The organism is Brevundimonas sp. (genome assembly GCF_035626975.1).
GTDB lineage: Bacteria > Pseudomonadota > Alphaproteobacteria > Caulobacterales > Caulobacteraceae > Brevundimonas.
Genome location: NZ_DASPMQ010000061.1, coordinates 85,487 through 111,339, shown reverse-complemented (window position 1 = coordinate 111,339; position 25,853 = coordinate 85,487). Strand labels below are relative to the sequence as shown.

General features: G+C 62.6%; 22 protein-coding genes. 14 read left to right on the top strand and 8 right to left on the bottom strand.

Annotated elements, in window-relative coordinates; genetic code table 11:
- Window positions 1-106 precede the first annotated feature (106 nt).
- From VEB62_RS16640 to VEB62_RS16630, 3 genes are all read left to right on the top strand, one after another.
- A complete protein-coding gene (locus tag VEB62_RS16640; protein WP_324802331.1) occupies window positions 107-1,726 on the top strand; it encodes a recombinase family protein in 1,620 nt (539 codons plus the stop codon).
- A 460-nt stretch (window positions 1,727-2,186) separates the two neighbouring features.
- Window positions 2,187-2,381, top strand: coding sequence for a hypothetical protein (locus VEB62_RS16635; protein WP_324802328.1), 195 nt, complete (start codon window positions 2,187-2,189; stop codon window positions 2,379-2,381).
- Between the two features lie 157 nt (window positions 2,382-2,538).
- Window positions 2,539-2,727 (top strand): hypothetical protein, encoded by a 189-nt coding sequence (locus VEB62_RS16630; RefSeq protein ID WP_324802325.1) that lies wholly within the window; start codon window positions 2,539-2,541, stop codon window positions 2,725-2,727.
- 412 nt (window positions 2,728-3,139) lie between these two features.
- Here the strand turns inward: VEB62_RS16630 and VEB62_RS16625 are convergent, their stop codons facing one another.
- A complete protein-coding gene (locus VEB62_RS16625; protein WP_324802323.1) occupies window positions 3,140-4,522 on the bottom strand; it encodes a hypothetical protein in 1,383 nt (460 codons plus the stop codon).
- 702 nt (window positions 4,523-5,224) lie between these two features.
- On the opposite strand from VEB62_RS16625, the gene VEB62_RS16620 reads away from it, so the two are divergent.
- On the top strand, window positions 5,225-6,052 hold the full coding sequence (locus VEB62_RS16620; RefSeq protein ID WP_324802321.1) for a hypothetical protein: 828 nt from the start codon (window positions 5,225-5,227) through the stop codon (window positions 6,050-6,052).
- Window positions 6,053-6,180: 128 nt separating this feature from the next.
- Here the strand turns inward: VEB62_RS16620 and VEB62_RS16615 are convergent, their stop codons facing one another.
- On the bottom strand, window positions 6,181-7,329 hold the full coding sequence (locus VEB62_RS16615) for an ImmA/IrrE family metallo-endopeptidase (protein WP_324802318.1): 1,149 nt from the start codon (window positions 7,327-7,329) through the stop codon (window positions 6,181-6,183).
- A 346-nt stretch (window positions 7,330-7,675) separates the two neighbouring features.
- Here VEB62_RS16615 and VEB62_RS16610 point away from each other — a divergent pair, with 346 nt between their 5' ends.
- From VEB62_RS16610 to VEB62_RS16595, 4 genes are read left to right on the top strand one after another with little or no spacing between them, the layout of a single operon-like run.
- The gene (locus VEB62_RS16610) at window positions 7,676-8,065 is read left to right on the top strand and encodes a hypothetical protein (RefSeq protein ID WP_324802315.1); all 390 of its coding nucleotides are present in this window, start codon (window positions 7,676-7,678) and stop codon (window positions 8,063-8,065) included.
- Window positions 8,066-8,093: 28 nt separating this feature from the next.
- Window positions 8,094-8,597 (top strand): hypothetical protein, encoded by a 504-nt coding sequence (locus VEB62_RS16605; RefSeq protein ID WP_324802312.1) that lies wholly within the window; start codon window positions 8,094-8,096, stop codon window positions 8,595-8,597.
- The gene (locus VEB62_RS16600; protein WP_324802310.1) at window positions 8,587-9,117 is read left to right on the top strand and encodes a hypothetical protein; all 531 of its coding nucleotides are present in this window, start codon (window positions 8,587-8,589) and stop codon (window positions 9,115-9,117) included. The genes VEB62_RS16605 and VEB62_RS16600 overlap by 11 nt, the downstream gene beginning before the upstream one ends.
- Window positions 9,114-10,613: a ThiF family adenylyltransferase gene (locus VEB62_RS16595; protein WP_324802307.1), complete on the top strand. Its 1,500-nt coding sequence runs from the start codon at window positions 9,114-9,116 to the stop codon at window positions 10,611-10,613. The genes VEB62_RS16600 and VEB62_RS16595 overlap by 4 nt, the downstream gene beginning before the upstream one ends.
- A gap of 330 nt (window positions 10,614-10,943) precedes the next feature.
- Here VEB62_RS16595 and VEB62_RS16590 read toward each other — a convergent pair whose 3' ends face one another.
- Window positions 10,944-11,549, bottom strand: coding sequence for a hypothetical protein (locus VEB62_RS16590; RefSeq protein WP_324802305.1), 606 nt, complete (start codon window positions 11,547-11,549; stop codon window positions 10,944-10,946).
- A 2-nt stretch (window positions 11,550-11,551) separates the two neighbouring features.
- The gene (locus VEB62_RS16585) at window positions 11,552-12,700 is read right to left on the bottom strand and encodes a DUF4238 domain-containing protein (protein WP_324802303.1); all 1,149 of its coding nucleotides are present in this window, start codon (window positions 12,698-12,700) and stop codon (window positions 11,552-11,554) included.
- Window positions 12,701-12,906: 206 nt separating this feature from the next.
- Here VEB62_RS16585 and VEB62_RS16580 point away from each other — a divergent pair, with 206 nt between their 5' ends.
- The 5 genes from VEB62_RS16580 (at window position 12,907) to VEB62_RS16560 (ending at window position 23,254) form a co-directional block, all read left to right on the top strand.
- Entirely contained in the window at window positions 12,907-14,241 is a 1,335-nt protein-coding gene (locus VEB62_RS16580) for a hypothetical protein (protein ID WP_324802301.1), read from the top strand.
- Window positions 14,234-16,282: a tetratricopeptide repeat protein gene (locus tag VEB62_RS16575; RefSeq protein WP_324802299.1), complete on the top strand. Its 2,049-nt coding sequence runs from the start codon at window positions 14,234-14,236 to the stop codon at window positions 16,280-16,282. The genes VEB62_RS16580 and VEB62_RS16575 overlap by 8 nt, the downstream gene beginning before the upstream one ends.
- 306 nt (window positions 16,283-16,588) lie before the next feature.
- The gene (locus VEB62_RS16570; protein ID WP_324802296.1) at window positions 16,589-19,720 is read left to right on the top strand and encodes an ATP-binding protein; all 3,132 of its coding nucleotides are present in this window, start codon (window positions 16,589-16,591) and stop codon (window positions 19,718-19,720) included.
- A 163-nt stretch (window positions 19,721-19,883) separates the two neighbouring features.
- On the top strand, window positions 19,884-22,655 hold the full coding sequence (locus tag VEB62_RS16565; protein ID WP_324802294.1) for a type I restriction enzyme HsdR N-terminal domain-containing protein: 2,772 nt from the start codon (window positions 19,884-19,886) through the stop codon (window positions 22,653-22,655).
- A 221-nt stretch (window positions 22,656-22,876) separates the two neighbouring features.
- Window positions 22,877-23,254, top strand: a complete 378-nt coding sequence (locus VEB62_RS16560; RefSeq protein WP_324802292.1) for a hypothetical protein — start codon at window positions 22,877-22,879, stop codon at window positions 23,252-23,254.
- Window positions 23,255-23,279: 25 nt separating this feature from the next.
- On the opposite strand, the gene VEB62_RS16680 is transcribed toward VEB62_RS16560, so the two are convergent.
- The 4 genes from VEB62_RS16680 to VEB62_RS16545 form a co-directional block, all read right to left on the bottom strand.
- Window positions 23,280-23,510, bottom strand: coding sequence for an excalibur calcium-binding domain-containing protein (locus VEB62_RS16680; RefSeq protein ID WP_349255682.1), 231 nt, complete (start codon window positions 23,508-23,510; stop codon window positions 23,280-23,282).
- Between the two features lie 398 nt (window positions 23,511-23,908).
- Entirely contained in the window at window positions 23,909-24,508 is a 600-nt protein-coding gene (locus VEB62_RS16555; protein ID WP_324802290.1) for an NYN domain-containing protein, read from the bottom strand.
- Between the two features lie 168 nt (window positions 24,509-24,676).
- The gene (locus tag VEB62_RS16550; protein ID WP_324802287.1) at window positions 24,677-25,147 is read right to left on the bottom strand and encodes a hypothetical protein; all 471 of its coding nucleotides are present in this window, start codon (window positions 25,145-25,147) and stop codon (window positions 24,677-24,679) included.
- A gap of 3 nt (window positions 25,148-25,150) precedes the next feature.
- Complete coding sequence (locus tag VEB62_RS16545; protein ID WP_324802284.1) at window positions 25,151-25,465, bottom strand: hypothetical protein; 315 nt, start codon at window positions 25,463-25,465, stop codon at window positions 25,151-25,153.
- Between the two features lie 108 nt (window positions 25,466-25,573).
- Here VEB62_RS16545 and relB point away from each other — a divergent pair, with 108 nt between their 5' ends.
- Window positions 25,574-25,819 carry a type II toxin-antitoxin system RelB family anti-toxin gene (relB, locus tag VEB62_RS16540; protein ID WP_324802281.1) on the top strand — a complete coding sequence of 82 codons (246 nt, stop codon included), beginning with the start codon at window positions 25,574-25,576 and terminating at the stop codon, window positions 25,817-25,819.
- Window positions 25,820-25,853 lie beyond the last annotated feature (34 nt).

Here is a 25,853-nt window from a genome sequence, read left to right as displayed (position 1 = left end):
TCGCGCCCAGAGACCCGGCGCCCTAGACTGGCAATTCGTCCTGCGACCGTCCGACGACCCACCCCGCTTGGGGATGTCAGGGAGGTCAGGGACGTCCCCCTCCCCTATGAAATATTTTCTCTACTGCCGGAAATCCTCGGAGGCCGAGGATCGTCAGGCCCTGTCCATCGACTCCCAGCGCGGCGAGCTGGAGCGGATGCTGCGCGCCCAGCCGGACATCGAGGTGGTGGAGATCATCGAGGAGTCGAGGAGCGCCATGACGCCGGGGCGGCCGCGCTTCGACGCCATGGTCGCGCGCATCGAACGGGGCGAGGCGCAGGGCGTCGCCACCTGGGCTCCGGACCGTCTGGCGCGCAATTCCATCGACGGCGGCCGGCTGATCTATCTGCTCGACCGGGGCGTGCTGAAGGACCTGAAATTCTCGACCTACACCTTCGAGAACAACTCGCAGGGCAAGTTCATGCTGCAGATCATGTTCGGCCAGTCGAAATACTATTCCGACGCCCTGTCCGAAAACGTCCGACGCGGCAATCGCACCAAGCGCGAGAACGGCTGGCAACCGGGCAAGCCCCCCATCGGCTACCTCAACGATCCGGTGACGCGCACCATCGTCGCCGACCCCGATCGTTTCCCGCTGGTGAAACGCCTGTTCGAGCTGGCGATGGCCGGCGTCCCGCCCAAGCGCATCGCCGTCATGGCCCGGGACGACTGGGGACTGACCAGCGTGCGCGGCGGCCGGGCCGGACGCCCTCTGGCGCTCGCGACGATCTACAAGGTCCTGCGCAACCGCTTCTATCTCGGCGAACTCGGTTTTGATGGGCAGCGGCTGCCGGGCCGCCACCGCCCCATGGTCACTCCAGCCGAGTTTGAGCGGGTTCAGGCCCGTCTCGGACGTCCGGATCGGCCGCGACCCAGCCGTCACGTCTTCGCCTACACCGGCCTGATCCGCTGCGGGAGCTGCGGCGGGATGATCACAGCGGAGGGCAAGACCAACCCCTACGGCTCCCGCTACGTCTACTACCGCTGCGTCAAACGCCCGTTCGGCCCGCGCTGTCGGGAGCGGTCCGTGGAGGTCCGGGCCCTTGAGGCCCAGATCGTCACCCTCCTCAGGAGCCTTGCGGTTCCGGACGGCCTCGCGGATTGGGCTCGCGACCGGTTGCGTCGGTCGGCCGACGATCAGGCCGCGGCGCGGCGCGAGCGCGAACGGCTATCGGACAAGGCTCTAAAGGACATCAAGGATGAAACCCGGGAACTGACCAGCCTCCGGCTGCGGCGGCTGATCGATGACGCCGAGTTCAGCGTCGAGCGGGAAAGGCTCGAGATCCGGCGGATCAAACTGGTTCAGGACCACCAGGACGGCGCAGACCCGGAACAGGTGATCCGACTTTTGGACAGCGTCGTTTCGTTCAGCAAACAGGCCGTCGATCGGTTTTCGAGCGGCGACATGGCGACCCGGCGGAGAATCCTCGAATTGGTCGGATCCGACTTTTCTCTGCGGGGCAAAAAACTCAGCATTCAGGCCGCGAAACTGTTCCGCTGGACCGGCGAAAATGCCGAAATTCTCCTAGGGTGCACGCGGGTCGACGATGTTCGAACTTTTCGGCCTACAAGAGAGGCCGAAACATGGTTCCTGGAAATACGATCTGCAGCTGAGAGCAACGCATGTCAAACGGCGCCCAGCGAGCTCTACGAGCTCATGTCAACGGAACTGGAGAAGGCTGCGTAGCCCGGATCGAAGTCCCCAAAGTTCCCGATTTCCCGTCCCTCGCTGTTTTGAATAGAGGGTGCACCAGTGCCGAATGGCGCTATACTAACTATGTACAGTTCATTTGACTACGAATCGGGAGACTCAAAATGGGTGTTGCAGACTGGCTTCAGAAGAAACGAGACGAGTCGCCACCAGACTCCTTCTATCACTTTGAAAATGACGACCAGATCGGGTACCGCGCGGTAAATACCGGACCTGACGTTACTCCTGAGAATGCGCGCCTCGAGGCGATCAACCCTACGGCTCAACGTGAATTCGAATCCATTCTCTGGAGAATGCGGCAACGATGAGACCCAGCCCGCTTGCACAAGTTGCGAGCGGGCCTTTTCATGCGGTATCTCAAAGATGCCAGCCCACGGCGAAGAGAGCTATACTATACGAGGACAGTATGGTTTCGCTGTAACCTTGGAGAATTGCCATGTTAGTTCGTCCACGTGACCTGCCGACCGCAGCAGAAATGCAGGCTGACAAGACCCTGAACCGGATCGTCTTTATGAAGGATACTCAACTCGAAGATCGAGTTCGGACCGAGAATCCCGAAAAAGCCAAGGAGCGCGACCGCGAAAATATTTGCACGATCATACGGACCGCGAAGAAAATGTCTCCCGGCTGACGCACTCCTCTCAGGTCGCCCCGCTTCGTGCCGGGCGGCCTTTCTCTTTGGCTACAAGCGCGCCATTCGGAACGGCAATGTGCCGTCGTGCGCCCTCCCCTCGTCTGCGCCAAGATGGTCTTGGGCGCCCGTTATTAGTTCTCGAACCCACTAGCGTATGAATGACTTCATCGCCGGCGGGGAACCTCTCGAGGATGCATTTCAGGACTATATTCTGGATGCCATCTTCCACGGATTGGACCTTATGAGCGCGCTTGGGGAACTCGTGACACTTGTGTCCGAGTACCAGATCAAGCTTGGCCGGATTCTCGGCGCTCCTGAGGCCACTCCTTGGTGGGACGAGTAGGTCCTCGCGATTGCAGGAGTTCGATTCCCTGACCTGAACACCTTATTTGGTTGTGCGGGCTGGTCGACGATGTTCGAACTTTTCGACCTTCGGACGAGGCCGACGAATGGCTCATAGAAATGCTAGCGCACGCGGAGAGCGGCAAGCGGGACGAGACGCTCGAAGCGATAGGAGACCTGATGTCCGTCGTCGATCTGGAGGGGCCCGCATAGGGACATTTCGATGTCCCTGTAGTCCCCGACATCCCCGTTCTGGCCCGGGCGCGCCCTTCTGTTCAAATCTGGACTACGCCACCGGGTTTCCGGCTAGACGCGCGACGTGTTCAAGGTCAACGGACCGCCCTCGAGCGGCCCGTCCTGTCTCCGGGCGTCCCGGCGCGCCCACCTGAGTTCCGCGCGCTGAGCGCCGGCTTCTAGGTTGGCCCGGCTTGGGTATTCTGGTGGTGATGATGGCGGTGGTGGTGGCGCGCGCCGTCATGCGGCGCGGCATAGGGATGGCCGCCCAGCACGGCCATGTTCAGGCAAGCGACGGTATCCGGGTCCGGGCGCGAATGGCTGCGGAAAATCCAGAAAAGTCCGTACTCGCCAAACTGGGGGTGTGCGTAGATGATGCAGTCTTCATCGTACCGATAGCTGTCGATGGATCCGTTGTCCTGGGGACCGCCGCCCACCGACATCAAGGTCACCGCGTCCCCCTTAAGAGCGGCAAAGTCTGTAAGCGCCGGGGGGATAGAACCGCTGCCGAGGAATCCTGTGACGGAGGCGATGCAGCATGGGTCAGCGCCGTAGTAGGCTGGTCCCCACCAAGTGCTGACCGAGTTGGGGTTTTGGCTGCCTGCGTCGTCCCAGACCGATGCCCAACCTGTAACCTCTGTGACGAGGTCTGAGCCGTTGACGTTCCGGATATAGGGCACCGGTGCGTTCATGCCGGGGGATGAACTGGCGTAGAAGAGGTCGCCCAGCGGCTTGTAGTCGGAGGAAGCGTTTTCCGGCGCCTGGGGGCTGACCTTGTAGAACCATCCATCCGTTCTGTTTCTTGCGCTCGCTGCGCCGTTCCAGAACGGCGTGACAAAGGTGGTGTTCAGTTCGAAAAACCGCACAACCTGTGTCGGCCGTTTCACCTGGGGCAGGAGATCACCACTCCATCGCTCGACCAGTCCAACCAGCTTCAAGATATCCTCGCGATAGTGCGATCCAATCATGGGCGCCACGGATTGAGGGGGCGTTGGCATTTCGCCCTCCGCCCCGAACGTCGTGTAGATTTTGAAGTGGCAGTAATCCATGACGCTCACGCTGGCCTCGATCATCGACGCTTCCAGATCGATCAGAGTGTTGAGCGTGTCGAAGGCGGCCTCGCCGATCAGCAAGCCCGCTGAGATCTTGTCGTCTTCGTCGGCCTTCTCCCATTTGATTTTCAACGCCGCGATGTGAAGGCTCATGGCCGCAACATACATCTGGATGCCGAGGGCATTGGATAGCTTGAACTGCGCTGCGCATTCCAAGGTCTTTTCCTGGATGTCCGCCAGCATGACCGGGTCCTTTTCCCCAGCCTGGATGTATTCATTCATGTCCGACATCACAGCTTCAAAGGTCGCCGACCACGTTTTGAAATTCGCTTCGCTAAGCGCCTCCGCCATCGCGTCTTCCAGCTGTTTCATCTGGGCGTCGGAGAACATCGGTTCCGCACCCGGAAAGAACAGTTTCCAGATGCCCGAGGCCCATCCCACCCCCGCCGCGTCGAGACCGGCGTCGATCAACGTGCCGGCGGGCGTATCGGGCACTCCCAATTTGGTCATTATCATCCCCCAACGGAGTCCGGGCGCGGAAGAATACCTGCCGCACCGACTCCCGACACTCAGAGAACGACGATAGTTGGTCTTCGTCAATGAACCGGGGGTCGCGCGGTCCAAGAGCGCCAGCGTACGACATCGCAGCCTTCCGCGATTCCATCCCAAGGACCGTCCCTTCCATGTCGCCGACCGAATCGCCGGGCGCAGACCGGTCGGGCCCCAAGGGCGATCACAATGAAACCGCTTCTACGCCGCGACCAGCGTTCGGACCTGATGGGCGCTGGTGACCGCCAAATCCCAGGCGACCGACGCGCGGTTCCGCGAGCCGTGCCCGGCGGTCTGTCGGCGCCAATCGAGTCCCAGTCTGCTGGCGGACTGGGACGGGGATCGAAACACGTCACATTGCGCACTGGTGCGGGCCATCGAGGAGATGCCCCGCCGTGACGAGTTCGTCAGCCTGCTACGGGAGGTGTGTGTGCACTTCGAGGACGACGCAATAGCATGATCAACGTCCCCGAAGTCCCTGATGTCCCCGCCGTCTAGCATCCGCGGCGTGGCAGCTTCGCGCCAGCAGCGGACATTGGCTTGGCTCCAGGTACGTGACATTCCTGTTGCTCGACACATCGGGCGGGGATGGACCCAAGCTGAGCCGCGCGAAGCTGCGGTTGGTTGCTCATGGATGACTTCGCGAGACGAAATGGAGACGACATGCGGCTGCCCCAGCATAGCTACGAGGAAGTGCGGGACGCGGTTGTCTCAGTCTTGCTACGGCCCGATGGCCACGACTATCCAAGCCAGTTCCTTAGCCTAGTCGCCGCCGTAGGCATGTGGTTTCATGCCCAGGCACCCCGGCCTCAGAGCGGCGGGATTACGATCTACACACCTGGCGATGACTTGCATCCGGCCGATGCTGAAAGCGTACGAGAGGTATTCTGGGACTTGTTCCGGCAAGGTCACATCACCTTGGGCCTCAACAACAGCAACCCGGCTTATCCATTCTTTAGATTAAGCCGTTTTGGGCGCGAGAGCTTGGGAACGTCGGCTCAGAACCGCTTCCATGACACTGCAAGTTACATCCACCTAGTGCAATCCCGCGCACCGGATCTATCGCCTGAAGCAGCGACCTATCTCGAAGAAGCGGTCGCGGCCTTCTATGCCGGTTGTTATCTCTCGGCCTGCGTGATGATCGGCGTGGCGGCTGAGAGCGAGTTTCTGCGCCTAACGGCAGAAGCAGCAGGATCGACTCGATACCCCGGCACCTTCGCGGCACCCGCCAAGGAGACCTTCCTGAAGACAAAGATCGACAAGTTCCAGCGCGCCTTGGAGCCTATTCGCTCGAACTTGGAGCCGCGGAAGAAGTTCGAGAACCTCGACGCCAATCTCGCCGCAATCCAGGCGATCCTACGCGTAGCGCGCAACGACGCTGGTCATCCGACTGGCGCGGCGGCCCCGGACCGCGACCAAGTCTATGTCTTCCTCCATCTCTTCCCAGCCTTCGCTGAGCAGGTCCACAATCTGCGTTTGGCACTAGCTTGACTGCGATGTCGCCAAACCCGGCTTGGGCGGACACCTTCGCACCAACAGCGGAACTCGGGGCCAGCAACGCAAGCAGACCCTAGTTTGCCGTTCAAAGGCTCGTCAGGCCTAACGTGCCGGAGGGGTGGTTAAGCTTGATGCAGCTTTCGCACATCACCTCGACCAAGCATCTTGGAGAAGCGTCGGTAATCCCCGTGCTCACGTTGCCAACGGCCGGCCACGATCGCGGGATGGACTTGGGCTTGCCGGGCGATCTGGATGACGTCCTCGCTCGACAGATCCGGCGATACATGCTCCTGCCATACATCTGGCGGGATCAAATTGTCCTGAGCGAAACGGTCAGCCTCCTCTTCGATGTCGTCCGAAGTGCTGACTTCAAGGTCATCAAGAATGAACGGTGTGTCCGCGTCGAGATGACGCGCGATGTGGCAGAACTCATGGAGCAGCGTGAACCAAAAATTGTCCACGCGATCATGCCGTAGAGTTAGCGCGATCACCGGCGCACCGTCAGATCGGCGACGGAGAGCTGCGCCGTCCAGATATGTGCCAGGCAGATGCTCTAGCGCGACATAGACGATGCCGTGCTTGGCGAGCGTCGGGGCGACCCGGGCCGGGCCGTCCGGTTTCGTGCTCAGGACAGCAAGTTCCCTGGCTAGTGTTTCCCGGACAGATTTCCGCGGTGTGATGCTCACCGCTTCTGCCCGCAGCATAACGGCCGCACACCACGCGTCTAGCGCGGCCAAATCCGTCTTGACATTCGTGCGGTCCGTGCGGGTCTTCCGTAACAATGCGGGGCTGCAGTTCGGCCCCATCGCCCGGGCTATGAAATTGTCAAAAGCCTCTCGCGGTCGCATCAAACCGAAAGACCGAAGCTTATCCAAAGCTAGCTTTGATGGCTGGGTTCGGCGCGTCTGTCTGTGGGGCGGCGCCGAGGCTATCAGGGACTCTGCGGGGATTCCTAAATGGCTGTGCAAGGCGCGGATCATGTCGATCGAGAGCGGCCTGGTGCCAGAGAGTATTTCGGAGACGCGCGCACGCGAGCCGATGTAGGGCTCCAGGTCACGCGGCTTCAGATCTTGGGCCAACATTCTGAATCTGATCGCTTCGACCGGCGACGGCGGCGTCAGATCAATTTGCTTCCGCTCCCACTGGGCGATGACGGCCTGCAGTACCTCGAGCTCATCGCGAGACCCTTGGTCCGATCGAAGCATTAGGACCGCCGCCCTCGCGAGATGCGATTGGTAGGTGTCCTGCGAACGGATGGGCGTGACCTTCAACGCCGCGCTCCGCGCGCTGAGGGCGTTGTGACTCGCTTCACGCGATCTCCAGCGTATTCGATCAAGGCGATTCCCAATTGATAGTTGAAAACGACTACGGCGCAATGACGCTCATCGAGCGGGATTATGAGCTTCGCGCCGTCCCAGTCAGCCGCTGGGTACGTGGTCGCTACCTCGGCCGCTGAGGCCCAGTGGCCCGATTCGAGCTCAAGGCGCAGCGCGGCACACGCCCCACGCGGCGCACCCGCACCGAATAATCTGATCAGACCGATCACGTTCATAAGCCTCGCATTTAAGCCCAAGGTTGATTCTGACATACTTGGTCCCAAAATGGGAGCTTATTCACTTGCGCGCCATCGAGCTGGCGCTCATATTGGTGATTGCTCCCATTTTGGGACCAAATTTCGAGGAAGCAATGGCGGACGAGATTGACATCAAGGGCGCGGGCGACCGCAAGGGCGGGCGCGAGAAGGTCCAAGTGCACGTTCGGCACTTGGGCGAACGCGAGAAAGCAAACTTCAAGGCGGATCTGAACGACACCCTTCAGGCGGTGTGGGACGAATCCTATGTCGAACTGGGTATCAGCAAGACCGAACGGGATGTCTGGCAGGCCGCCAACAAGCAGGGCGAACCGACCAGCCTGATGGATCACCTTGGCCTGACCCTCGACGATGCCCGTAGCCGTGGGCTCTGCGACAAGGACTTCGAGATCGCCGCCGGGACCGGCGGCGCCTGAGATGGCGTCGCACTCGGTTCGTCCGACCTTGGACCTCGCGGCGGGGCGCGAGGTCCTTGAGCAGGATTTACAGGCGGCGGCCGACTTTTTTGGCGGCGATCCGATTCAGGCACACGGCTGGCGGCGCCTCGGCACCCGCGGTCTGCTTATTCCTCTGACCGGCCGGCTTCAGGACCAGGAGGAAGACGCCTACCTCCTGAAGCTGGAATTCATGACCGGCCGCGAGTGGCCCCCGAGCGCTCAGTTCGTCAATCCGGAAACGAACGCATTCGTCGGGCTTGCGGACCAGCACCACCTGCCGCGGATCGAATCCCCGGAGGTTCGGGTGCATGCGCAGTACGGATCGCCCCATCACACCCAGCCGATCCAACTAATCTGCTGTTCCGCCACGCTCGAATACTACGACGTGCTGCACGGCGGTAACGACGCCTACCTGTGGCGCCCGACCGACACCTTCCTCATCACACTCGATGCGATTCGCCGCGCCCTAACCGCGCATTACGGTGGAAGGTGGCCCCGCCATGATGCATGACGAAGGCCGTCGCGCCTCCCCGCCCCGTCCCTACCAGCCGACTGGCGACAGGCTCATCGTGCCGCTCGATGCCGTGGAAGCAACACTGACGTCCCTGCGCCGGTTCGGCGATCGAGAATCCGGCCTGTTCTGGTACGGCCGGCGCGACGGTTCGCTCAGCATTGTCACCAGCGTGCGCACGCCATGGCAACGGATGACACCCTTCAACTACCATGTCTCGGCTGAGGCGATGACGCAAATGGGCGCGTCGCTGGATGAGGAACTGCGCCCCCTCGCCCAAGTGCACAGCCATCCGGGCTGGGACACGGAACACTCCAGTTACGACGACGAGATGGCCAGCAGCCGTCGGGCGCTGTCCCTTGTCTTTCCGCACTACGGCCGACTTCGTTCAGCTTGGCCAGAAGGTGTTGGCGTGCACGAATGGCAGATCGATTACTGGCAGCGGCTGTCTACGGCTGAGACCCAGAAGCGCATCACTCTCGCTGAACGCGCGAGTGTCGAAAGGTTGGATTTTCGATGATCGACAGCGCCACGCTCTCCGATCGCCACGCGCGGGCCGTCGCGGGCCTTGGGGCCGCGCCCCGCGCGCTGACGATCCGCCTCATCGCCGATCGCGACGCGCCTCCTGCAGTTCGCTCTAGCCTCGTCTGCGCGGGCAACCTGATTTGCCGCCTTGGCGGAGCGGTAGCCACTATTGAGGTCGATACCGACGTCGAGCTGATCGCCCACGTGAGTGGACAGGCCCTGCGAGGACCGGCGGTTGAGGTTCTGGCTGGCCTAAGCCTTTGGGCGACGGGCGGCCAGATTCCGGTTCATGGGCCTCGTTCTGAAGCGCCCGACCTGACAGTCTGTCTTGGCCCTCGTCCAGCGAACTACGATGGACCCATCGACATCTTTGCCGTCGGCGGGGGCTGGAAGGCCTGGATCGGCATCGAGGAGCACTATCCACTAGACGAGGCCGCCGCCGAAACGACGCCGCTAGGCCCTTGGCTTGCCGCAGCCTTAGTCGCCGGCGAAGTGTTCAAACACGCACGGCGTCTTGTCCGCGGACAGTTCGCCGCGGACTTTGCCTACTCCCTATGGTCCGGCCAAGTCGGCACCTGGGCGGCGCTGCAAGACGGACCGCCTGTGGCCGGTGCGCGGATTCCTCCGCTCTATCTGGTCGGCGCTGGGGCAGTCGGCCAAGGCTTGATCGCCGTCATCGCTGAGTGCGAACTTTCTGACGTTTTCATAGTGACCCTGGATGACGATAAACACGACGGCACCAATCTCAATCGTTGTCCGCTCGCCGGTACGGCTGATGTCTCGCGCCCGAAGGTTGAGGTGATCAAGCGGCGACGTCGTGAAGCGGGGTTGGGCGGTTTGGAATTCGATGGAACTCTTACCGACTATTTACGCCGGGGGGACCGGTCAGGCCTGCCGGATGTTCTGAGCCGCGCCGAGGCTGAAGACCGCTACGAGATCGTTGTCTCAGCGGTCGATAAGAATACCTCGCGCCAGGACATTCAGGGCTTGGCCCCGGACCTCGTGGTCGGTGCCAGCACTGTTGGACTAAGCGCCAAGTCGAACCTGTATCGAATGGCACCTGGGAAGGCCTGCCTCGGCTGTCACAATCCGGCGGAGAAGGACGGCGACAGGCTGCGAAAGGTTGAGCAAGAAGTCCGATCCATGACCGAAGTCGAACTCCGGGCCCATCTCGATGGCCGCGTCGAGAATGTGGATGCCATCGTCGCGTATCTGCAGGGTGGTGAGAAATGCGGTGAACTCGGCGAGGCGCAGTTTCGCAACTTCGCCACCGCGACGGAAGCCGACTTCTCTGTTTCCTTCGTCTCGATGGCCGCGGCCCTTCTTTTGGCGGCGCGCCTCCTGTCCGCGACTGTCTTCGACGCTGATGCGCCCGACCGGGCTTCGATGGCGACTCTCAACTTCCGAAATCTCGAAGCAGGCGACGATCGCATCTCACAGGATCAATCATGCTCACACTGTCGAACGGCAGGGAGACTCTCCGCCGCGTAGCGATCATCCCAATCGTCGAACAGCCAGAAACGGACCCTCCACGAGCCCCAGGTGAGTTAAGGTCGGCCCTTCAGAGACATCTCGGATGCGCCAGAAGCGGACTCGCTGCCCCGACCGGAAATGCGACCCTCACTTAGCCCCACCGCGCTGCGAGGATTCGTTCGAGACGCCTTCCCGAACTGTGTGCCGGCAGCGCTTGCAGCGTCGCATGAGAGTCGAGCCGCCCACCGAGAGAGCACGTCCACCCCATCTTCGGAGGAACATGCCGAACAGGCTCGAAAGGGCGCGCGTTCAACATGGCATCGATCCCGTTGAATCTCGGGCAGGTTGTTAGTCCCGACTGGCGAGCGCCGCCAACTCCGTCCGCAGAGCGTCCCGCCACATGACGTCCTTGTGGCGAAAAGCCCAACCGCCCTGGATCGTATCCTCGATAATCCTGGAGATCAGCGCTGCCAAGGACGCCAGTCCAGATACCTCGACGGACCATCCCATGGGTTCAAAGTGAACGAACTGGTTTCGGATGTCGGCATGAAAGCGGCGCAGCCAGACGAGTTCAGCGTCGGACACGCGGATCAGAGCATCTCGACCATCCCCAGCGGATCGAGGTTTACGGGCCAGCTTGATCAGTTCTGGCAGGTCGAGCAGTCGGGTCTCGGGCGGTCGACATTCTCTGTCCGTCCGGGATTTCTCGAAGTAGTCAGCCCATTCTTGGGCATTGCGGTCGGTCACGACACCTAATGGACTTGCTGTCGTCACCAGATGACAGACGAGTGCGCCCTGAAGCGCGGCGTGCAGCGCCAACGCCATCCATTTCCAGGCTTGGGGATCTTCGCCAGCCAAGACTCGGCACCTCATTACATGCCGCACCGAGGCAGCGACGTCCTCGGCCTCGTCAGTGCGGATCCAGATCGCGTCCTCAGTCATCTCTCGCCGCATGATCACAATTTATCGTCGTGCTCCCTGGACTTGCCAAGGATGCACGACGCCTGCGCCTTGGCGGCAGCGAGCTCCGCTTCCAGCCGCGCGGCCTTTTCAGGCGTATCTATATAGGCCGACAGCTTCGGTCTCGGTCCGAAGACATGCCGCCATATGATGTCGGCTCCGCAGGGCTTCTCAGCGACCTTGATCGACACCGTGGGGCACCTCGTCGAATGCAGTGCGATGACCGCATCGCTCGTGCGGTCACTCGCGAAGGCGAGGCCATAAGCGAACTGGGAGAGAGTATTGTTGATCCTGGCCACGGCCCCTCTGTCGGTCACCCGGCAGTGGCGTACGATCTGGTTGACCGGCCGAAGACGGTGGCTGCCGCGTAAAAGCGTCTTGCTGTCGAGAGGACAAATCAGTTCGATCTGCCCGTCGTAGTCATAGGGGCGTCGCTGACCCGGAGACGGTCGCGGATCGTAAATGCAGACCGGATTGTCCGAGGTGATGAAGGGCAGGTCAGTCTCGTTGTGCAGCACCTCGCAACCGATCTGGAAGCACAGGTCTCCGAAGCTCCGCAGGTCGGCCATCATCGTCGGAATGGACTGTTGAGGGTTGATGCCGACCGGAATGGTGTCGAGCTCACCGGCGTAGCGTTGGTACTCCTCGGGAAGAATGCCGAAGCGCTCCATCGTTTGCGCTTCAGATCGCATCTTGGCAGCGAGAAGCAGCTCGTGACGATGGCGCGCGGCCGGGACCCGGACGCCCATGATCCCGACCATTCCCAGGACGTTGAAGGACGTGGCCAGTGAAACACGGCCCGCTCTGATCGCCTTGATCGTTTCAGGCCAGACGGTCTCGAAGGCTCCCCACAGATCTTCGAAGGAATTGTCGTCTCGCGTCCCGTCCGCCCGAACCTGCGAGTAGTAGTAGTTCGAAAAGCCGATGGACTCGGGCCTACTTGGTTGAGGTTTTGCTGGATTGTCGAGGTGGTACGCCCAAACTTTCCCGTCAGTCCCGCAAAAGCCCTGAAGGTAGGTGGCGGCGACATAGTGATGGCGTTTCTTTTTCGGCGCACCCTCCCCTGCCTTTCCCAAAAGGCGCGACGCCGCCCGGACGTCCGGGTCGTCCGGCACATTCCCCCACTCCCAAGCTTCTTTTGGCACGGCTGATCCTAGTCGATTGGTCGGGTGTCGCAGCGTGCGACGTGCGCCTTGGTCTCTTGCGCGAAGGGCTCGTATCGCCGAGCATTGGCAATGAAAGGGACCCTCCGCAAATTGTCGCCAGTTAAGGAGCGTGAACTGGAGCATTACGTCCAGATCATCAAGGAAGAGGCCCGCATCGCCGAGCTCGGCGCTGAAGTGCCGGACGCATGATCCCGCCGCGTTTCGAACGGGCGGGCGGACTGACGGAGTCCGAACGCATCCTCGCCGACATCGCGGACCGGTCGTTCCTGAGCCTGTGGACCTATCCAAACCCGTACAAGGAGCGGAACCGTGAGCTGACCGACCTGATCGTCGTCTTCGGCGACGACGTTCTTCTGTTCTCAGACAAAGCGGGCGCCTATCCGGACAGTGGCGATCCGGTCCTCGACTGGTCGCGCTACTATCGCTCGGCGATTGCGGCGTCGGCCCAGCAACTGCGCACGGCGGAGAACTGGATCCGCCGCTTCCCCGACCGGGTCTATCTAGACGTTCTGTGTGAGCTACCTCTCCCCGTCGCCCTCCCGCCCGCAAACCGTTTGCGGATTCACCGCATCTGTGTGGCGCCGGCGGCCACCGAAGCCGCGCGCGCCCGTGGCGGCCAGACTGGCCTCGCCATCGTCCCCGGCATCGCCGGCGACGAACGGCCCTATGCCGTCGGTCAGGTCGCGGGATGCCAGGGCTGGGTGCATGTCTTCGACGAGGATACAATGGGCGTCGTCCTGCCCGCCCTGTCCACCGCTGCAGACTTCATCGCCTATCTGCGCGCCAAGGAGGATTTGATCGCCGCCGACGGTCTGGAGTCCGCGCCTTCGGAGAAGGATCTGCTCGCCGTCTATCTGCGAAACGAGCGCGGCTTCCCCGCCGTCGGACGGCCGCTCGTCGTCCCGGAGGGATCCTGGGATGCGCTTGCAACCCACCCGCAATTCCGGGCAGCTCAGGCGCTTAACCGGCGGGGCGATCTGTGGGATCGGCTGATCGAGCGCGTCACCGCCGCCGTCGTCCAGCGCGAGGCCGTCGTGGGCGACGACATCGAGATGGACCAGTTCGAGCGTATCATCCGGCATATGGCGGCCGAGGACCGCTTCGACCGCCGCGTCCTATCCGGGGCCATCCTCGACCGCGCGCGACGAGCCGTCGGTGGGTCGATAGGCTCCATCCTGCCGTCCCAAGCTGATCCGGCCTTGTCCTATGTCCTGCTGATCAAGGATCACGACATCCGCGAACCGTATGCGACCTATCGCGAGGCCCGTCGCGCCGAGGCGCTCCTGCGGGTCCAGGCGGCGGCGGTCGCCCTGCCGGGCAAGGCCGTCCTGATCGGCTTGGCGCTGGACGCGGCGAACGATCGAGGCGGCTCGGAGGACTTCATCTATCTCGAGGCCGGGGCGGCGACGGCGGACGAACGCGCGGCTTGGGCCCGGATGCGCGAGGACCTCGGCTATTTCATCGAGGGCCGGGTCGAACAGAACCGCGTCGTCGAGGACGAATACCCTGAACTTGGATGACCACGCCGGACCCCCGGCCGACCTGATGACGGCGATGAAACATCTCGACGACCTGCCCCAGCGGCATCGGAACCACGACCTAGAGGCGGCGGCGGTCCAAGCCTTCGATGCGCTTCTGGTACAGTCCGAGGACCTGATCCCTCAGGGCCGCGACGTCTCCGACTATGGGACAGACGTTCAAGTCGAGGTGATCGATCGGGCGCGCACCACCAATGTGCGCATCCATGTGCAGCTTAAGGGAACCGACGCTGCCCTAAACGCCGACGGATCGGTCAGCGTTACGGTCAGCCGCGCCACTCTGAACTATTTGCTGGCCCAACCCTATTCGGTCTTCGTCTGCTATCACCGGCCGACCGACAGCCTGCGGATCCGGTCGGCGGACGCCGTCGTCCGGAAATACGAGCACGGCGGCCGGAGGTGGACTCACCAGGCGTCGCTGACGGTCAGCTTCACCGAGACCCTAACGGTGGATCGCCTGCGCAGCCTAGCCGGGCTGGCGCGTTCGGGCGCGGCGGCCGCCCGGGACGCCCGATTCGCCCAGACTGCGGCGGAGCCTGAGGCGGTCGCCACCCTGATCCGGGCCGCGCCGCCGCATCTGCATGTGCCCGATGAGCCGCGGGCGGCCATCACCCTTCTACAGCGGCTGTTCGAAAGCGGTCGGTCGGATGCGGCGATCAGCGCCGCCTTCGATCGCTTCCGCACCGTCCTCGGGCCGGAACACGACGCCTTGGCCTACGCCTATATGGCGGAGATCAACCTCGGCATGGACGGGTTAGGCGCGCACACGGACCGCATCGTCGCCGCCGTCGACTTCCTCGTCGCTCGGATCGACGGCGGCCATTTCGGGCCGACCGGCCTGCGCTATTGCATCGGCAACGCCTATTCGGCCCTTAACCGAAATCAAGAATCCGCCGCAGCCTTCGACGCGGCACTGGCCGGCTGGTCGCCCGACGAAGGCGACGACCTTCGCGCCCAGATACTCAAGAACCTCGGCGACGCCCATGCTGGCTTGGGCGACTCAGCCCGGGCCGTCACCCTCTATCGCGACGCCCTGCGGCTGGCGCCCTATCTCGCTGAAGCCCATCATGCCCTCGGGCGTCATGCGATGCGGGAGGGTGACTATGCGGCCGCCCTCGCCCATTTCGACCAAGTGGTCTTTCCGGACGGCCCTCAGCGCCGGCGGTCGTCCGTGCCGAGCTGGCGGGTCAACGTCCTGTTCAACCTCGCCGACGGCAAGGCCGCGTTTCGCGAAATCTTCGGCCTCCTCGGCGACGCAGCCGACGCAGGCTGGGTCTGGAACTGGAGCGCCCAGCAGGTGTCCCTGTTCGGCCGGGCAAACGATGAGAACGCCCGGCTGAGCCTGCCCTTCTGGGACCGCTATTTGAAGGCCAATCCGGGGTGCCCCGGCGGGACGCGCGAGCGTCTGCTGAACATCCTCTATCTGCGACAGGGCGAGGCTTACGACGGGCCGGACTACGCCGCCTTCAAGACGCAGTTCGAGGAGGGCGTCCTCCTTCTGCAAGACGAAACGGCGGCCTATCTCTGGGATCGGCTCGGTCATTGGGCCGAGGACGAGGACGATCACGGCGAGGCCGAACACTGCTTCCGGCGAGCTCATGACCTCGCAGGTGGCGACTACGGCTACTGTTTGGGTTCGACACTGCTTCAGCTGGACCGGCCGGCGGAGGCCCTCCCCCTTCTGCTGGAGCAGGCGGAACGTCTCCAGCCCGACGACAAGAGCTGGTGTCAGGTGGCCACCGCCTATACCGACCTCGGCCGCGACGCGGAGGCGGCGGCCGCCTATGAAAAGGCGATTGCCCTGAACCCCGACGGCGCCGGAGCTTGGTTCGACCTCGGCGGGCTGCACTGGAACGCGCAGCGGGCGGCGGAGGCGGTGGCGATCTGGACTGAGGCGATGGACCGGTTTCCACATCACGCCTTGGCGGACCGTCTACGGACCGACCTGCCCGCCATTTTTGGCGAACCGGCCGATCCGGCGACGTTAGGAGGCCGCCCGCCGCGTAAGCAGCCGTGTCGTTGACGCAACCCAAACCTCGGGCAGCCGTCATGTTCGCTTGCTGTGAACGGGATCCACGCGACGCATCTCCGACTTCCAGATTTCTCTTTTGCCGCCCCGGTTCACATCACCGCCCGCAGATCGGATGTGGCGACGCTGTCGGTGGCGCTATGTTCGCCCACGAAGGGATCTTTCCGTCAGAGGTTGCTCACCATCCGAATGTGTGAGCCCCGGCCGAATCGTTCCACTTTTTGTCCCATGACACTAGGCTTCGACCCTGGCGCAGCTGACCACGTCACACCCGGCATGAGGCCGTCCGAATACATGCGGATGGCGCGACCGGAGCTGTTCTCGGACTCGGGGGGACGCTCAGCCTATCGCCTCGATCGCGCGGTCTTCGACCATCATCTCGAAACCCTTACCTCACGCAATCAGCATCACGCTTTCGAACTCTTCTGCCGCGACCTCTGCGGCCGTTTGATCTGCCCTAACCTGAAGCCGGCGACCGGCCCAGAAGGCGGCGGGGACAGCAAGGCGGATACCGAAACGATTTCGGTCGCCGAGGAGATCAAGGTTCTACACTACATCGGCCATCCGGCGGCCGGTCAGGAGCGCTGGGCCTTCGCCTTCAGCGCCAAGGAAGATTGGGCGAGCAAGGTCCGCAGCGATGTAGCAGGCCTCGCCGAGACGGGCCGTCCTTACACGAAGGTGATCTTCGTCACGTCGCGCTTCGCGCCGGCCAAAACGCGGTCCAAGATCGAGGACGAGTTGACTAGGGCGAATGCCTTTACGGTCGAGATTCACGACCGGACCTGGATCCTTAAAGCCGTTCTAGACGACGGGAACATCGACCTAGCGATCGACCGACTGGGCATCGGAGAACGCATCGGGGACGCGACGCTCGGGCCCGAAGACTACCGCCGGTCACAGCAGCTGGAGGCGCTCGAACGCGCGCTTCAGGATCCGACGGCCTACGATCAAGGCGAGCTGGAGCGCGTCAACGACGCCCTCGCCGCCGCCATCACCTCGCGCGATCTCGAGCGGTCGCGCTTCGAGACCGATGGCAGGTTTGATCGCGCCATTCGCTTGGCAGATCGCTTCGGATCGCGGCGTCAGCGCGTCGAGACCCGTTATGAGCAGCTTTGGGCCGCGTTCTACTGGTTCGACGACATTGATCGGCTGAATGAGGGCTTCAACGCGGTCGCGGCAATCGCCTACGAGTCCGATGACGCTGAGACGATCGAGCTCATCAGCAATCTCGTCCAAAACCTTGCGAACGCCGCAAGTCTCGGTCACGCATCGGCGGAGAGCCTCAAGCTCGAGGAACGTCGCGACGCCTTGGTGGCGGTGCTAGAGGCCCTCGCCGCAGATCCCGAACGCCCGAACAATGCGCTCGAAGCCCGCACGTGCCTGCTCTTCACGGCGGCCACCCGGGCGATGATGGCGCGCGACAACGACGCCCTGAAGGCCCTTTGGCCCCAGTTCTCGGAGGTGATCACGAAGGCCGAGGGTCTCTCGGAGTATCGCGCAGAGCGTCTCGAGCCGGTGGTCGAACTGTTCGGGCGCGCGGCTGGCAGTGACGAGACGTACAACCGCTTGGTGGAGGACATGGCTGCCTTTATCTCGAAGCGGACGGGGGATGCTCGAGGCGGCTTGGTTCTGCTCAAACGTGCCAATCAACTCGACATCGAAGAAGACCGACTCGACGTCATCAGACTGCTTGGCCGCGCCACCAAACAACTGGCTCAACGGGAGCATGTCGAAAGCTTCATTGAGGCAGCTTATTCGCTCGCGGTGGCCTATCGCGGGGCAGGCATGCTCTGGGCGGCGCGGGCCGCTGCCATGTTCTCCGTCGCGACCGTTTTCGCTGAGACCGAGCGTGAATCGGACGCATCGGTCTCGCTTGTCCCAACCCTGATGCTCCTAGGTTGGATCGACGCCGAACTCAGACTGCTGCCTGAGTTTCTCGACGTGGTCAGGCTGATCAGGGGCTGCCGCGCCATGATCCCCCTGGATGAGTCCTCCCAAGCGAGGGTCGAAGATCATCTGACGGAGTTCGACGCTCTTCTGGCAGCCTCGCTCTTGCGCACCAGCCTGGAGGAGCGACGCGCGCTCGAGGGACTGCCGGATGTCCTCGGCGCGTTAGACCTGCATGCGAGTCAGGCTGCATTGCTCTATGGGCTCGGCCACCAAGATGTCCTCGACGGCGACAGCGCCGACGGCGAAGCAGTCGCTTGGGCCGATGTTTTCAGCAAGTGGGCCGCCGAGCTTCCCGAAGACATTGCCGAGCGCCCCCTGCTCCTGAATGGCGAGGACCCGCAAATCCAGGTCACGAGAGTGGCGGGAATGGAAGTGCGCGTCACGACGTCAGGCTCATCGACGGCTATCGTCGCGGGTCAGGCGCTGCTGACGGTTATCGATGCGGTCTTCTCGACCATGTTGGAGGCCGGCGTGGCCGCTCACGTCGAGCGGTTCGACGTCCAAGTCATCGAGGATGCGGCGCTCGCCAAGCCGGCCTTCGATTTCGACGAGATGTCGATGACCGCGCGGTTGAACTGGCCGGCCGGAGATACGCCCACCTCATCGAAGCTCGACGGCGCCGTCCAAGACGCATTCACGGATCTGACAGTCCACATCGTGCTCGCCGCCTGCGTTGTCAGAGACCCGATGGGCTTGTTTCAGACGCTCTACGAGAAGGAGGCGCTCGGTGAGCGGATTCATGCGGCGATCGGCAGCGTCAACAGCCGCAGCAGGGCGTTCAACAGCCCCTTGTCACGGATCGGGTCGTGGTTCGAACTGGGCGGTGCGGAATACCCCCTCCGGCCCGATGCTCCGATCGTCGATAGCGTCCCCTCGTCAGGTCCCAAGGCGGTCAACGAAGATGAGCTCGGTCGCGAGAGCTGGAAGCGGGACCATCGAAAGGTCGCTGCAAAATCGATCATCAATTATCGGCTCTGGGAACGGGCCGATTGGCTCGGCTTGATGCTCGCCGTCTATCCCGACGGCGTGCCGCCGCTGATCGGACTGCATTTCGCCGATGCGGAGTTGGGCCGAAAGATTTTCTCGGACTGGCGCGAGCGGTTCGGTGAAAGGGATGACCAAGGCGCGATCCACCTCGCCATCATCAGAAATTTGCCTGGCCATCCACCGTCACATTATGGGGCCCTGCTACAGCCCGGACTGGATGTGAACGACGAGTCCATGACGATGATGGTGTCCAGCCGCTTGAAGATTCTCGAACCGGAGACGGACATCAACCTACGGAGATTCCTGGAGGCCTACGATCGGGAGAAAGCCTACTGGCTCGCCCCGGCGGTCGTTGGGCCTGACGGTTCCCCCCGAATTCTACGCGAACTCGCCATTTTGAAGCATGGGCTTCCGGTTAAGTGCTTCAATGACATCGGGGATGACGATATCGAAGCGATCGTGCGGACCCTCCTGCAGCCCACGGAAGCCGCTTGAACCGCATCATCGCTCGTCAGGCAGCCGGTTAACTCGCATCGTCTCTACAGCGGACATCGCCAACGGCAGCTCTGAGTCAGGTGCCGTCCCGCGGAGACAGGATGAAGCGCCGCTGCTACAGGCAAAGCCGTTGCCGGCGCGTTCGGCTGGACACGAGGTAGCCTTGGCAGACGCGAATGAAGCCACCGTCGAAAATCGCTTTCTCCTGCCGTTGCTGGACCGCTTGGGTTACGCCGCGGAGGAGATCGATCCGAAGGTACCGATCGATGTTTCGATCGGGCGTTCAAAGAAAGGCCGAAAGCCTGAGGCCGACTATGTCGTCTACATTGGCTCGCCCCACGACAAGACCACCTCCCTCATCGTAGTAGAGGCAAAAGCAGGGTGGGAGACGGTGAACGAGGCATCGCGCCATCAGGCGGAATCCTATGCCAGAGTCCTACTCGCCCCCTTCTGCCTGCTGACAAATGGGAAGCGCCTCCAAGTCTGGCAGCTCCAGATCACCCAGGAGTCGATATGCTTGTTCGACCTAGAAGTAGGTGATCTTGACGCCCGATTCGGCGAGCTCTCGCTGGCGCTGAGCCGGGAGGCAGCGGTCGAGTACGCGCGAGCGCTCGACGGAAAAAGGTCACTCGTGGAAGACGCGTCGGACTGGGCGGTCTATCTAGGAGCCGAACAGCGTCGGATCGGGACTGCAGCAATCATTGATCGCGCACTCAAGGGTCCGCAAGATGAGACTGTATCAAGCGACCATCTGCTCCGTGCCGCACCGAGGGGGGCGGTGGTGCTCGCCTCGTCGGGGCTTGGAAAAAGTGTTCTGGCGCAATCCCTGTTCCGGCAGGCACTCGAGCATCGGACGAGCGACGGCACAGCCCGCTTGCCGGTGGATGCTCCCCTAACCGAACTGGTCGACGGCAAGACCTTGACCGCATTCGCCCTCGATCGCTTGGCGGCACACAAGCCTGGGCTGATGATAGCAGGCTTCCAATCGATCCTCCGTCGCCAGGGACTGACGCTGATCTGTGACGGGTTCGACGAGCTTCCCCGCTCGCGACAGGACGACGTGGAGGCGGAAGCCACAGCCCTGACACGGGACTATCCGGCCGTGCAGATCTTCATCCTTTCGCGCATGACCAGCGCGCCGGCCGTTCCCCTGCCGGCTTACGAACTGCTTCCTCTCGATGAGATGGAGCGGCACGCTCTGATCCATCTGCTGGATCCGTCGAGCGGCGTCGGCTGGTTCGAACCGCCCGCCATGATCTGGAAGCTATGCGCCAATCCTTTGCTGCTCCGACTCACTGCAGAGTACCGGCGCGCTCATGACGGCGCCTTTCCCAGATCGCTGGACGCCCTGTTTCGCGGATGGCTCGACCAAGCCCTTCGCGCCCGCCCAGGCCGCCGCCTAGCCGTCGCCCGATTGGAAAGCGCCCTGTCCGCCTTGGCGGAGGCATCCGTTCCGCATGGCCTGACCGTAGTCGAGGCCGAAAGAGCGCTCACCGATCAAGGCCTGTCGGCGGATTTCTTGGAAGAACTACACAAGCGCGAGCTAATCGACGTCTCCGCCGACCGCATGACTTTCGGACATCAGGCTCTGGCGGACTACCTCAACGCGCGCCGCATCGCCGGCTTGAGCCCTGAGAACGCTATCGCCGCGTTCTCCACCTTGGCACTCGACCGCGACTCACTCCTTCCGGTTTTGCTGATGGGAGCCCTGTCGTCCTTCGAGCTTCAGGAAGCGCTGTGGGATCGGGTCGCGGGACTCTCACTGCCTTCGTATCTGGCGGTATTGAAATTTCGGGCGGACCTCTCGGATCAGCTTTCGGGCACCGACCAGGAAACCCCGAGCATCACGGTCCTGAGGGGTCTCCAAAAGGGTATCGAGCAACCCCTCCGCAGTTTCTTCCCGCAGATACAGCACAGTGTTCGAGAGGCCTTGGTCGGTAGGGCTGTTGACGAGCTCAGAATAATCGGAAGAGCCAACGCGCACTCTGGTCAGCTGTTGTATGCCTTGGGCGAACATGAAGAGGACCAACCGCTGGTCCAAGTCGGCAGCCCTCCGGAGGAGTGGGGGTTCCATCTCTTGAACCTCGGGTCCTTCGGTCGAACGATCGACAGCGGACGCTTGATCGGTGCCCAAGAGTTGAGACGTGGGATCCTGACGGCAGTCTCCCGTCGCGATCTTCCTGGGAAGACCGGTTGGTTGATGGAGCGCGCAGTGGGTAGGCTCCGCCTGCTGACCGTTGACCATCGCTTCGACTTCAAGGGTCTGTCGCTCGCGGAAATCGCGCAGGCCCTTGAGCCGCACCGGAATTTTTGGGCGGGCTGCCAAGGATTCGGCGAGTTCGACATCTTCCAGATTTCGGAGGTCCAACAAGACCTGCATGTGCTCGTCGAAGCGGGCTTATCCTCCTTGGACTCATGGTCTCCTGTCGAGCGTCGCAGGCAGGTTCCGTCGCGCGATCTACCGGTCCTGCTGGACGAGCATTTTCGCCGGACCCAGAGACTCTACGCCGAACTGGTGGAGTGCGGCTTCTACCGCATCCGCGAGGAGTTGAGTTTTTACTCGACCTTGCCCGTTCGTCGGCGTGTAACACTGACCCCATCGCTCGCCTTCCAGGGCGATAAAACTTGGCACATGTATTCCTACTGGCACCCCGTGAGCAGCTGGGCCGACGCCGGCGCGGACATCGTGTTCGAGGAGGCCAAATGGCGCCCGCCATTCCGAGAGGATGGGGAGCGCACCCTCGAAGCGCTGCGCTCTTTGGGACGCTACAAACCGGGCCTTCAGGTTTCCGTGACCCAAGGCGATCTTCCCGATTTTACAGGCCAGCGACCTTTCACTGGGCGCTACGATGGAGAAACGTCCGCGCTTCGGGCTGCCTGCGATCTCCTCGCTGGGGATATCAAGCGGCTGTTCCGGGAAGTGCCTGACAAATGATGCGGCGCGCCCAGACGGTGCAAGTCTGACCTCCGCCGCGTGGCCAGATGCGCTGCGGTTCTCGGCGGGGCAGGCGAGGACGTTCCTCAGTCGCGGCTCGCGCCACACCTCCCTTGCCCCTCCGACCCTTCCTCTTGGGCGCGAGGGACAGAGCGCCTAGTCAGCTGTTGTCCCCCGCCCTGCCGGCGCCATTGCGGGCTTCGTGGTAGAGTCCGGAGCGTATGACACCACACCCGAAACTGGTCCGCATATGGGCCGATATGGCAGCGGTTCCTGAGGTTAGAGCGGCATTTGCCCTAGAGGGCGTGGAGAAGCCTGAGGAGTACCTCTGGGCGAATGCAGATGGGGTTATTCTGCAGTTTCTGAATGCAGGCGAGGAGGGCCCGGGGACGCTGTTCATGCTTCGAGGACGCGGGGGCCCCGAGCCTGTGTCGCTGCTTCTGGTGCGGACGCACGAGCGGTTTGTTGTGCTGCCGGAGGATCAGGACATCGTGGGATGCCGGCTGCCGATCTGCGACGGGGAGAGCCTGATGTTCGCGGATGACGACACGGCGGCGTGCGGGAACCAGAGCTGTCCGAACTGGGATCGGTGGCTCTAAGGTTTCGTGATCTGATCTGGCCAGATCACTCGCATCCCACGCCGTCGCCATCGCGATCCAAGCGGCGGGCGTAGCCAGGATCGCCGCGATGGACAGGGGCGGCACCAGCCGCGCGGGCGGCCGAGCAGTTCTGATAGTACGCTGAGGCCGCGCGCTGCGGGCGGTCCCGATACGACGCCCCGTCACCTCCGCTCGAGAAGGATTGGATCGGCGCCGGGTCGCTAACGCGATCGTCGCTCAGGAGATCGTTTCGCACCCAGCAGTCAGGCGAGCGGTTGATTAGGGACCAGCCGTCTTCGACTTTGAGAACGCCTACGAAGTCGTTGCGGTCCAGCCGGGCGAGGCTTGCCGCGCTGGTCGACGCCGCGGCTCTACAGTTCGCGGAAGCGGTGCGGATGTACTTCCAGTTTTGGACGGATAGTCGCTCTTCCGGCTCGTCCCCGACACCGGTCGTTGCAGGCGTATCGCCTATACACCGCCCGACCAAGGACACGAGCAGAACGCCCCCAATCACCCAGCCTAGGCAGCCGAGCCCCGCCTTGTTCGCCAATAGACCCTCCCCCGAGGTGTGCGGACAGCTAGCTCCCAATCGCTGGTTGAGTCAAAGCGAGCACCGTCCCTGAGGGCCCGGCTCCACGCTCACCATGTGACTCTTCAAGACCACCACCCATCCAGTTGGTGCTTCAGATCGTCGGCATAGATGATGGTCGAAACGACGCCCGACGTGTGAGCGTCGAAGATCTCGCGCCCTATTCTGCCGGCCGCTCCGATGACGACGATCTCCTTGCCGTACTCCTGATTGAGGTGCGCAAGCGCCGGCACAAAGTCGCCGTCCCCCGAGAACAGAACGATGCGGTCGTAGGCGTCCTTCATCGCGAACAGGTCGGTGACGATCTCGATGTCCAGGTCGCACTTCATGGCGTAGCCCTCCGGCTCGCGGATATATTTCACCCGCTTGGCGATCGCCTCAAACCCTGAAGCGGTGGCGGCGGTGATCAGCTCTTTCGAGTGGTCCCGCAGATCCATCGATCGCCAGTCGGGTCCGAAGTCCGCGGCGCAATAGAAGCGGCGGAGAGAGGCGTGGCCTGCGAACAGACTGGCCATGTGGCCGAGATCGGTAACGCTAACCTCCCAACCCAGCGCGTCCTGCCATCGGCGGACGTTCGAGTGATCTATGGCGACCAAGGTGCGGCCGCGATGGGAGCGCCACCGGTCGAAAAGGGCACGGATCTCTTGCGGGGTCCGCGCGATCATACATCCGACAAAAGCGCGCCCGACGCCCACTCATCTGGCGCTTTGCCTTCACTAGATTCATGTGCTGGCGGAAGCATTCAGGCATGTTGCGCTGGATCGGAGAGGCGCGCACGACGGCCTTCGGTCCGCATAAGTGTCGACCTGTTACCGACCTCCGTGCGGTCGCCGCTAGCCGGCTAGACGCCAGCCGGAGTCCCATTTCTGAAACTGAAACTCGCGCGTGATGACCTGGGTTTCGCCCGGCCCCCACGACGCGCCTGGGCCCCGCCCTCCTTTGGTGAAACACCAGCCCGTATACGGAAACGCCTTCTTGGTGCGGACCGTAAAGTTGACCGTGGCGATCGCATGGGCGCCCTGCTCCATCTTGTCGCCAAACCGAGCGGAGATGATTTCGAAGAACTCCGAGCACGCTATCGGTGGTCCAGGAGATATCGGGATCACTTCGCTGGCCGCAATCCTCACGGCGTGATCCACCAGCTCGTCACGTGGGAAGTCGTCTTGGGGTGCCGGACTGGCGGCCCCTGACCTCGGGTCGTTCTCGACCAGTTGTTCGGGCTTGCACCCGGTCGTCAGGAGCGCCGCTAGGACGCCACCGAGCGCGATCTTCGACAGTCCGGCCCAATGTTCTCTCCGGTTCATCGATCAGCGCCCCGTGAGCGGATTCTGGTTGAGCTGGCTTCCGCATCGCGGCGGGTTCGACATCAGGCCCAGGCCCATGACGTTGCCGTCATGAAAGCATCGGATGGCTTCGCCCGAAGGAAGGACGACATCGTAGTAGCTGCCGCTGCCGGTCGCTTGGCGGTTCCGAATAGCGATCTCATCAGGACGGAGACCAAACTGGGGGGCGGTGATCTCCGCTAGCCGATCTTCCCCGTAGAGCGCGCCCGTGGCGGTCGCACAGCCTTCGACGCTAACGGTAATCGTAGCCAAGCCTAGAAGCGTGATGAATGTCCGCATATGCCCCTCCCTACATCGGATAATCCGATATCGGGATACGATATATCGGAAAGAAGAATATAGCGGAAGCGCTGGTTTGCGAGGGATCGCCCAGCGGTGTCGAAATCAATGTACACCGACGCGTATGCGTCGCTGATCCAGGCGCTCGTGCAACACCGCAAGGCGGCGGGCGTGACGCAGACGGAACTTGGCCGGCGGATTGGAAAGCCCCAGCCCTTCATCTCCGAGATCGAAACTCGCGAACGAAGGCTCGACGTGCTGGAGTTCTATGCGATCGCTCATGCGCTCGGCGCAGAACCTGGCCCCCTCCTCACAGAGTTGACCTCAGGGCTTCCGGCAAAGGTTGAGATCTAAGGCTTGGCGGCCACAACTGGCTCTCGTCAAACGC

Excerpts from the sequence above, each read along its gene's own strand:
- VEB62_RS16640 (WP_324802331.1), top strand. The coding sequence starts at position 107 with ATGAAATATTTTCTCTACTGCCGGAAATCCTCGGAGGCCGAGGATCGT.
- VEB62_RS16635 (WP_324802328.1), top strand. The coding sequence starts at position 2,187 with ATGTTAGTTCGTCCACGTGACCTGCCGACCGCAGCAGAAATGCAGGCT.
- VEB62_RS16630 (WP_324802325.1), top strand. The coding sequence starts at position 2,539 with ATGAATGACTTCATCGCCGGCGGGGAACCTCTCGAGGATGCATTTCAG.
- VEB62_RS16625 (WP_324802323.1), bottom strand. The coding sequence starts at position 4,522 with ATGACCAAATTGGGAGTGCCCGATACGCCCGCCGGCACGTTGATCGAC.
- VEB62_RS16620 (WP_324802321.1), top strand. The coding sequence starts at position 5,225 with ATGCGGCTGCCCCAGCATAGCTACGAGGAAGTGCGGGACGCGGTTGTC.
- VEB62_RS16600 (WP_324802310.1), top strand. The coding sequence starts at position 8,587 with ATGATGCATGACGAAGGCCGTCGCGCCTCCCCGCCCCGTCCCTACCAG.
- VEB62_RS16595 (WP_324802307.1), top strand. The coding sequence starts at position 9,114 with ATGATCGACAGCGCCACGCTCTCCGATCGCCACGCGCGGGCCGTCGCG.
- VEB62_RS16590 (WP_324802305.1), bottom strand. The coding sequence starts at position 11,549 with ATGCGGCGAGAGATGACTGAGGACGCGATCTGGATCCGCACTGACGAG.
- VEB62_RS16580 (WP_324802301.1), top strand. The coding sequence starts at position 12,907 with ATGATCCCGCCGCGTTTCGAACGGGCGGGCGGACTGACGGAGTCCGAA.
- VEB62_RS16570 (WP_324802296.1), top strand. The coding sequence starts at position 16,589 with ATGGCGCGACCGGAGCTGTTCTCGGACTCGGGGGGACGCTCAGCCTAT.
- VEB62_RS16560 (WP_324802292.1), top strand. The coding sequence starts at position 22,877 with ATGACACCACACCCGAAACTGGTCCGCATATGGGCCGATATGGCAGCG.
- VEB62_RS16555 (WP_324802290.1), bottom strand. The coding sequence starts at position 24,508 with ATGATCGCGCGGACCCCGCAAGAGATCCGTGCCCTTTTCGACCGGTGG.
- VEB62_RS16550 (WP_324802287.1), bottom strand. The coding sequence starts at position 25,147 with ATGAACCGGAGAGAACATTGGGCCGGACTGTCGAAGATCGCGCTCGGT.
- VEB62_RS16545 (WP_324802284.1), bottom strand. The coding sequence starts at position 25,465 with ATGCGGACATTCATCACGCTTCTAGGCTTGGCTACGATTACCGTTAGC.
- relB (WP_324802281.1), top strand. The coding sequence starts at position 25,574 with ATGTACACCGACGCGTATGCGTCGCTGATCCAGGCGCTCGTGCAACAC.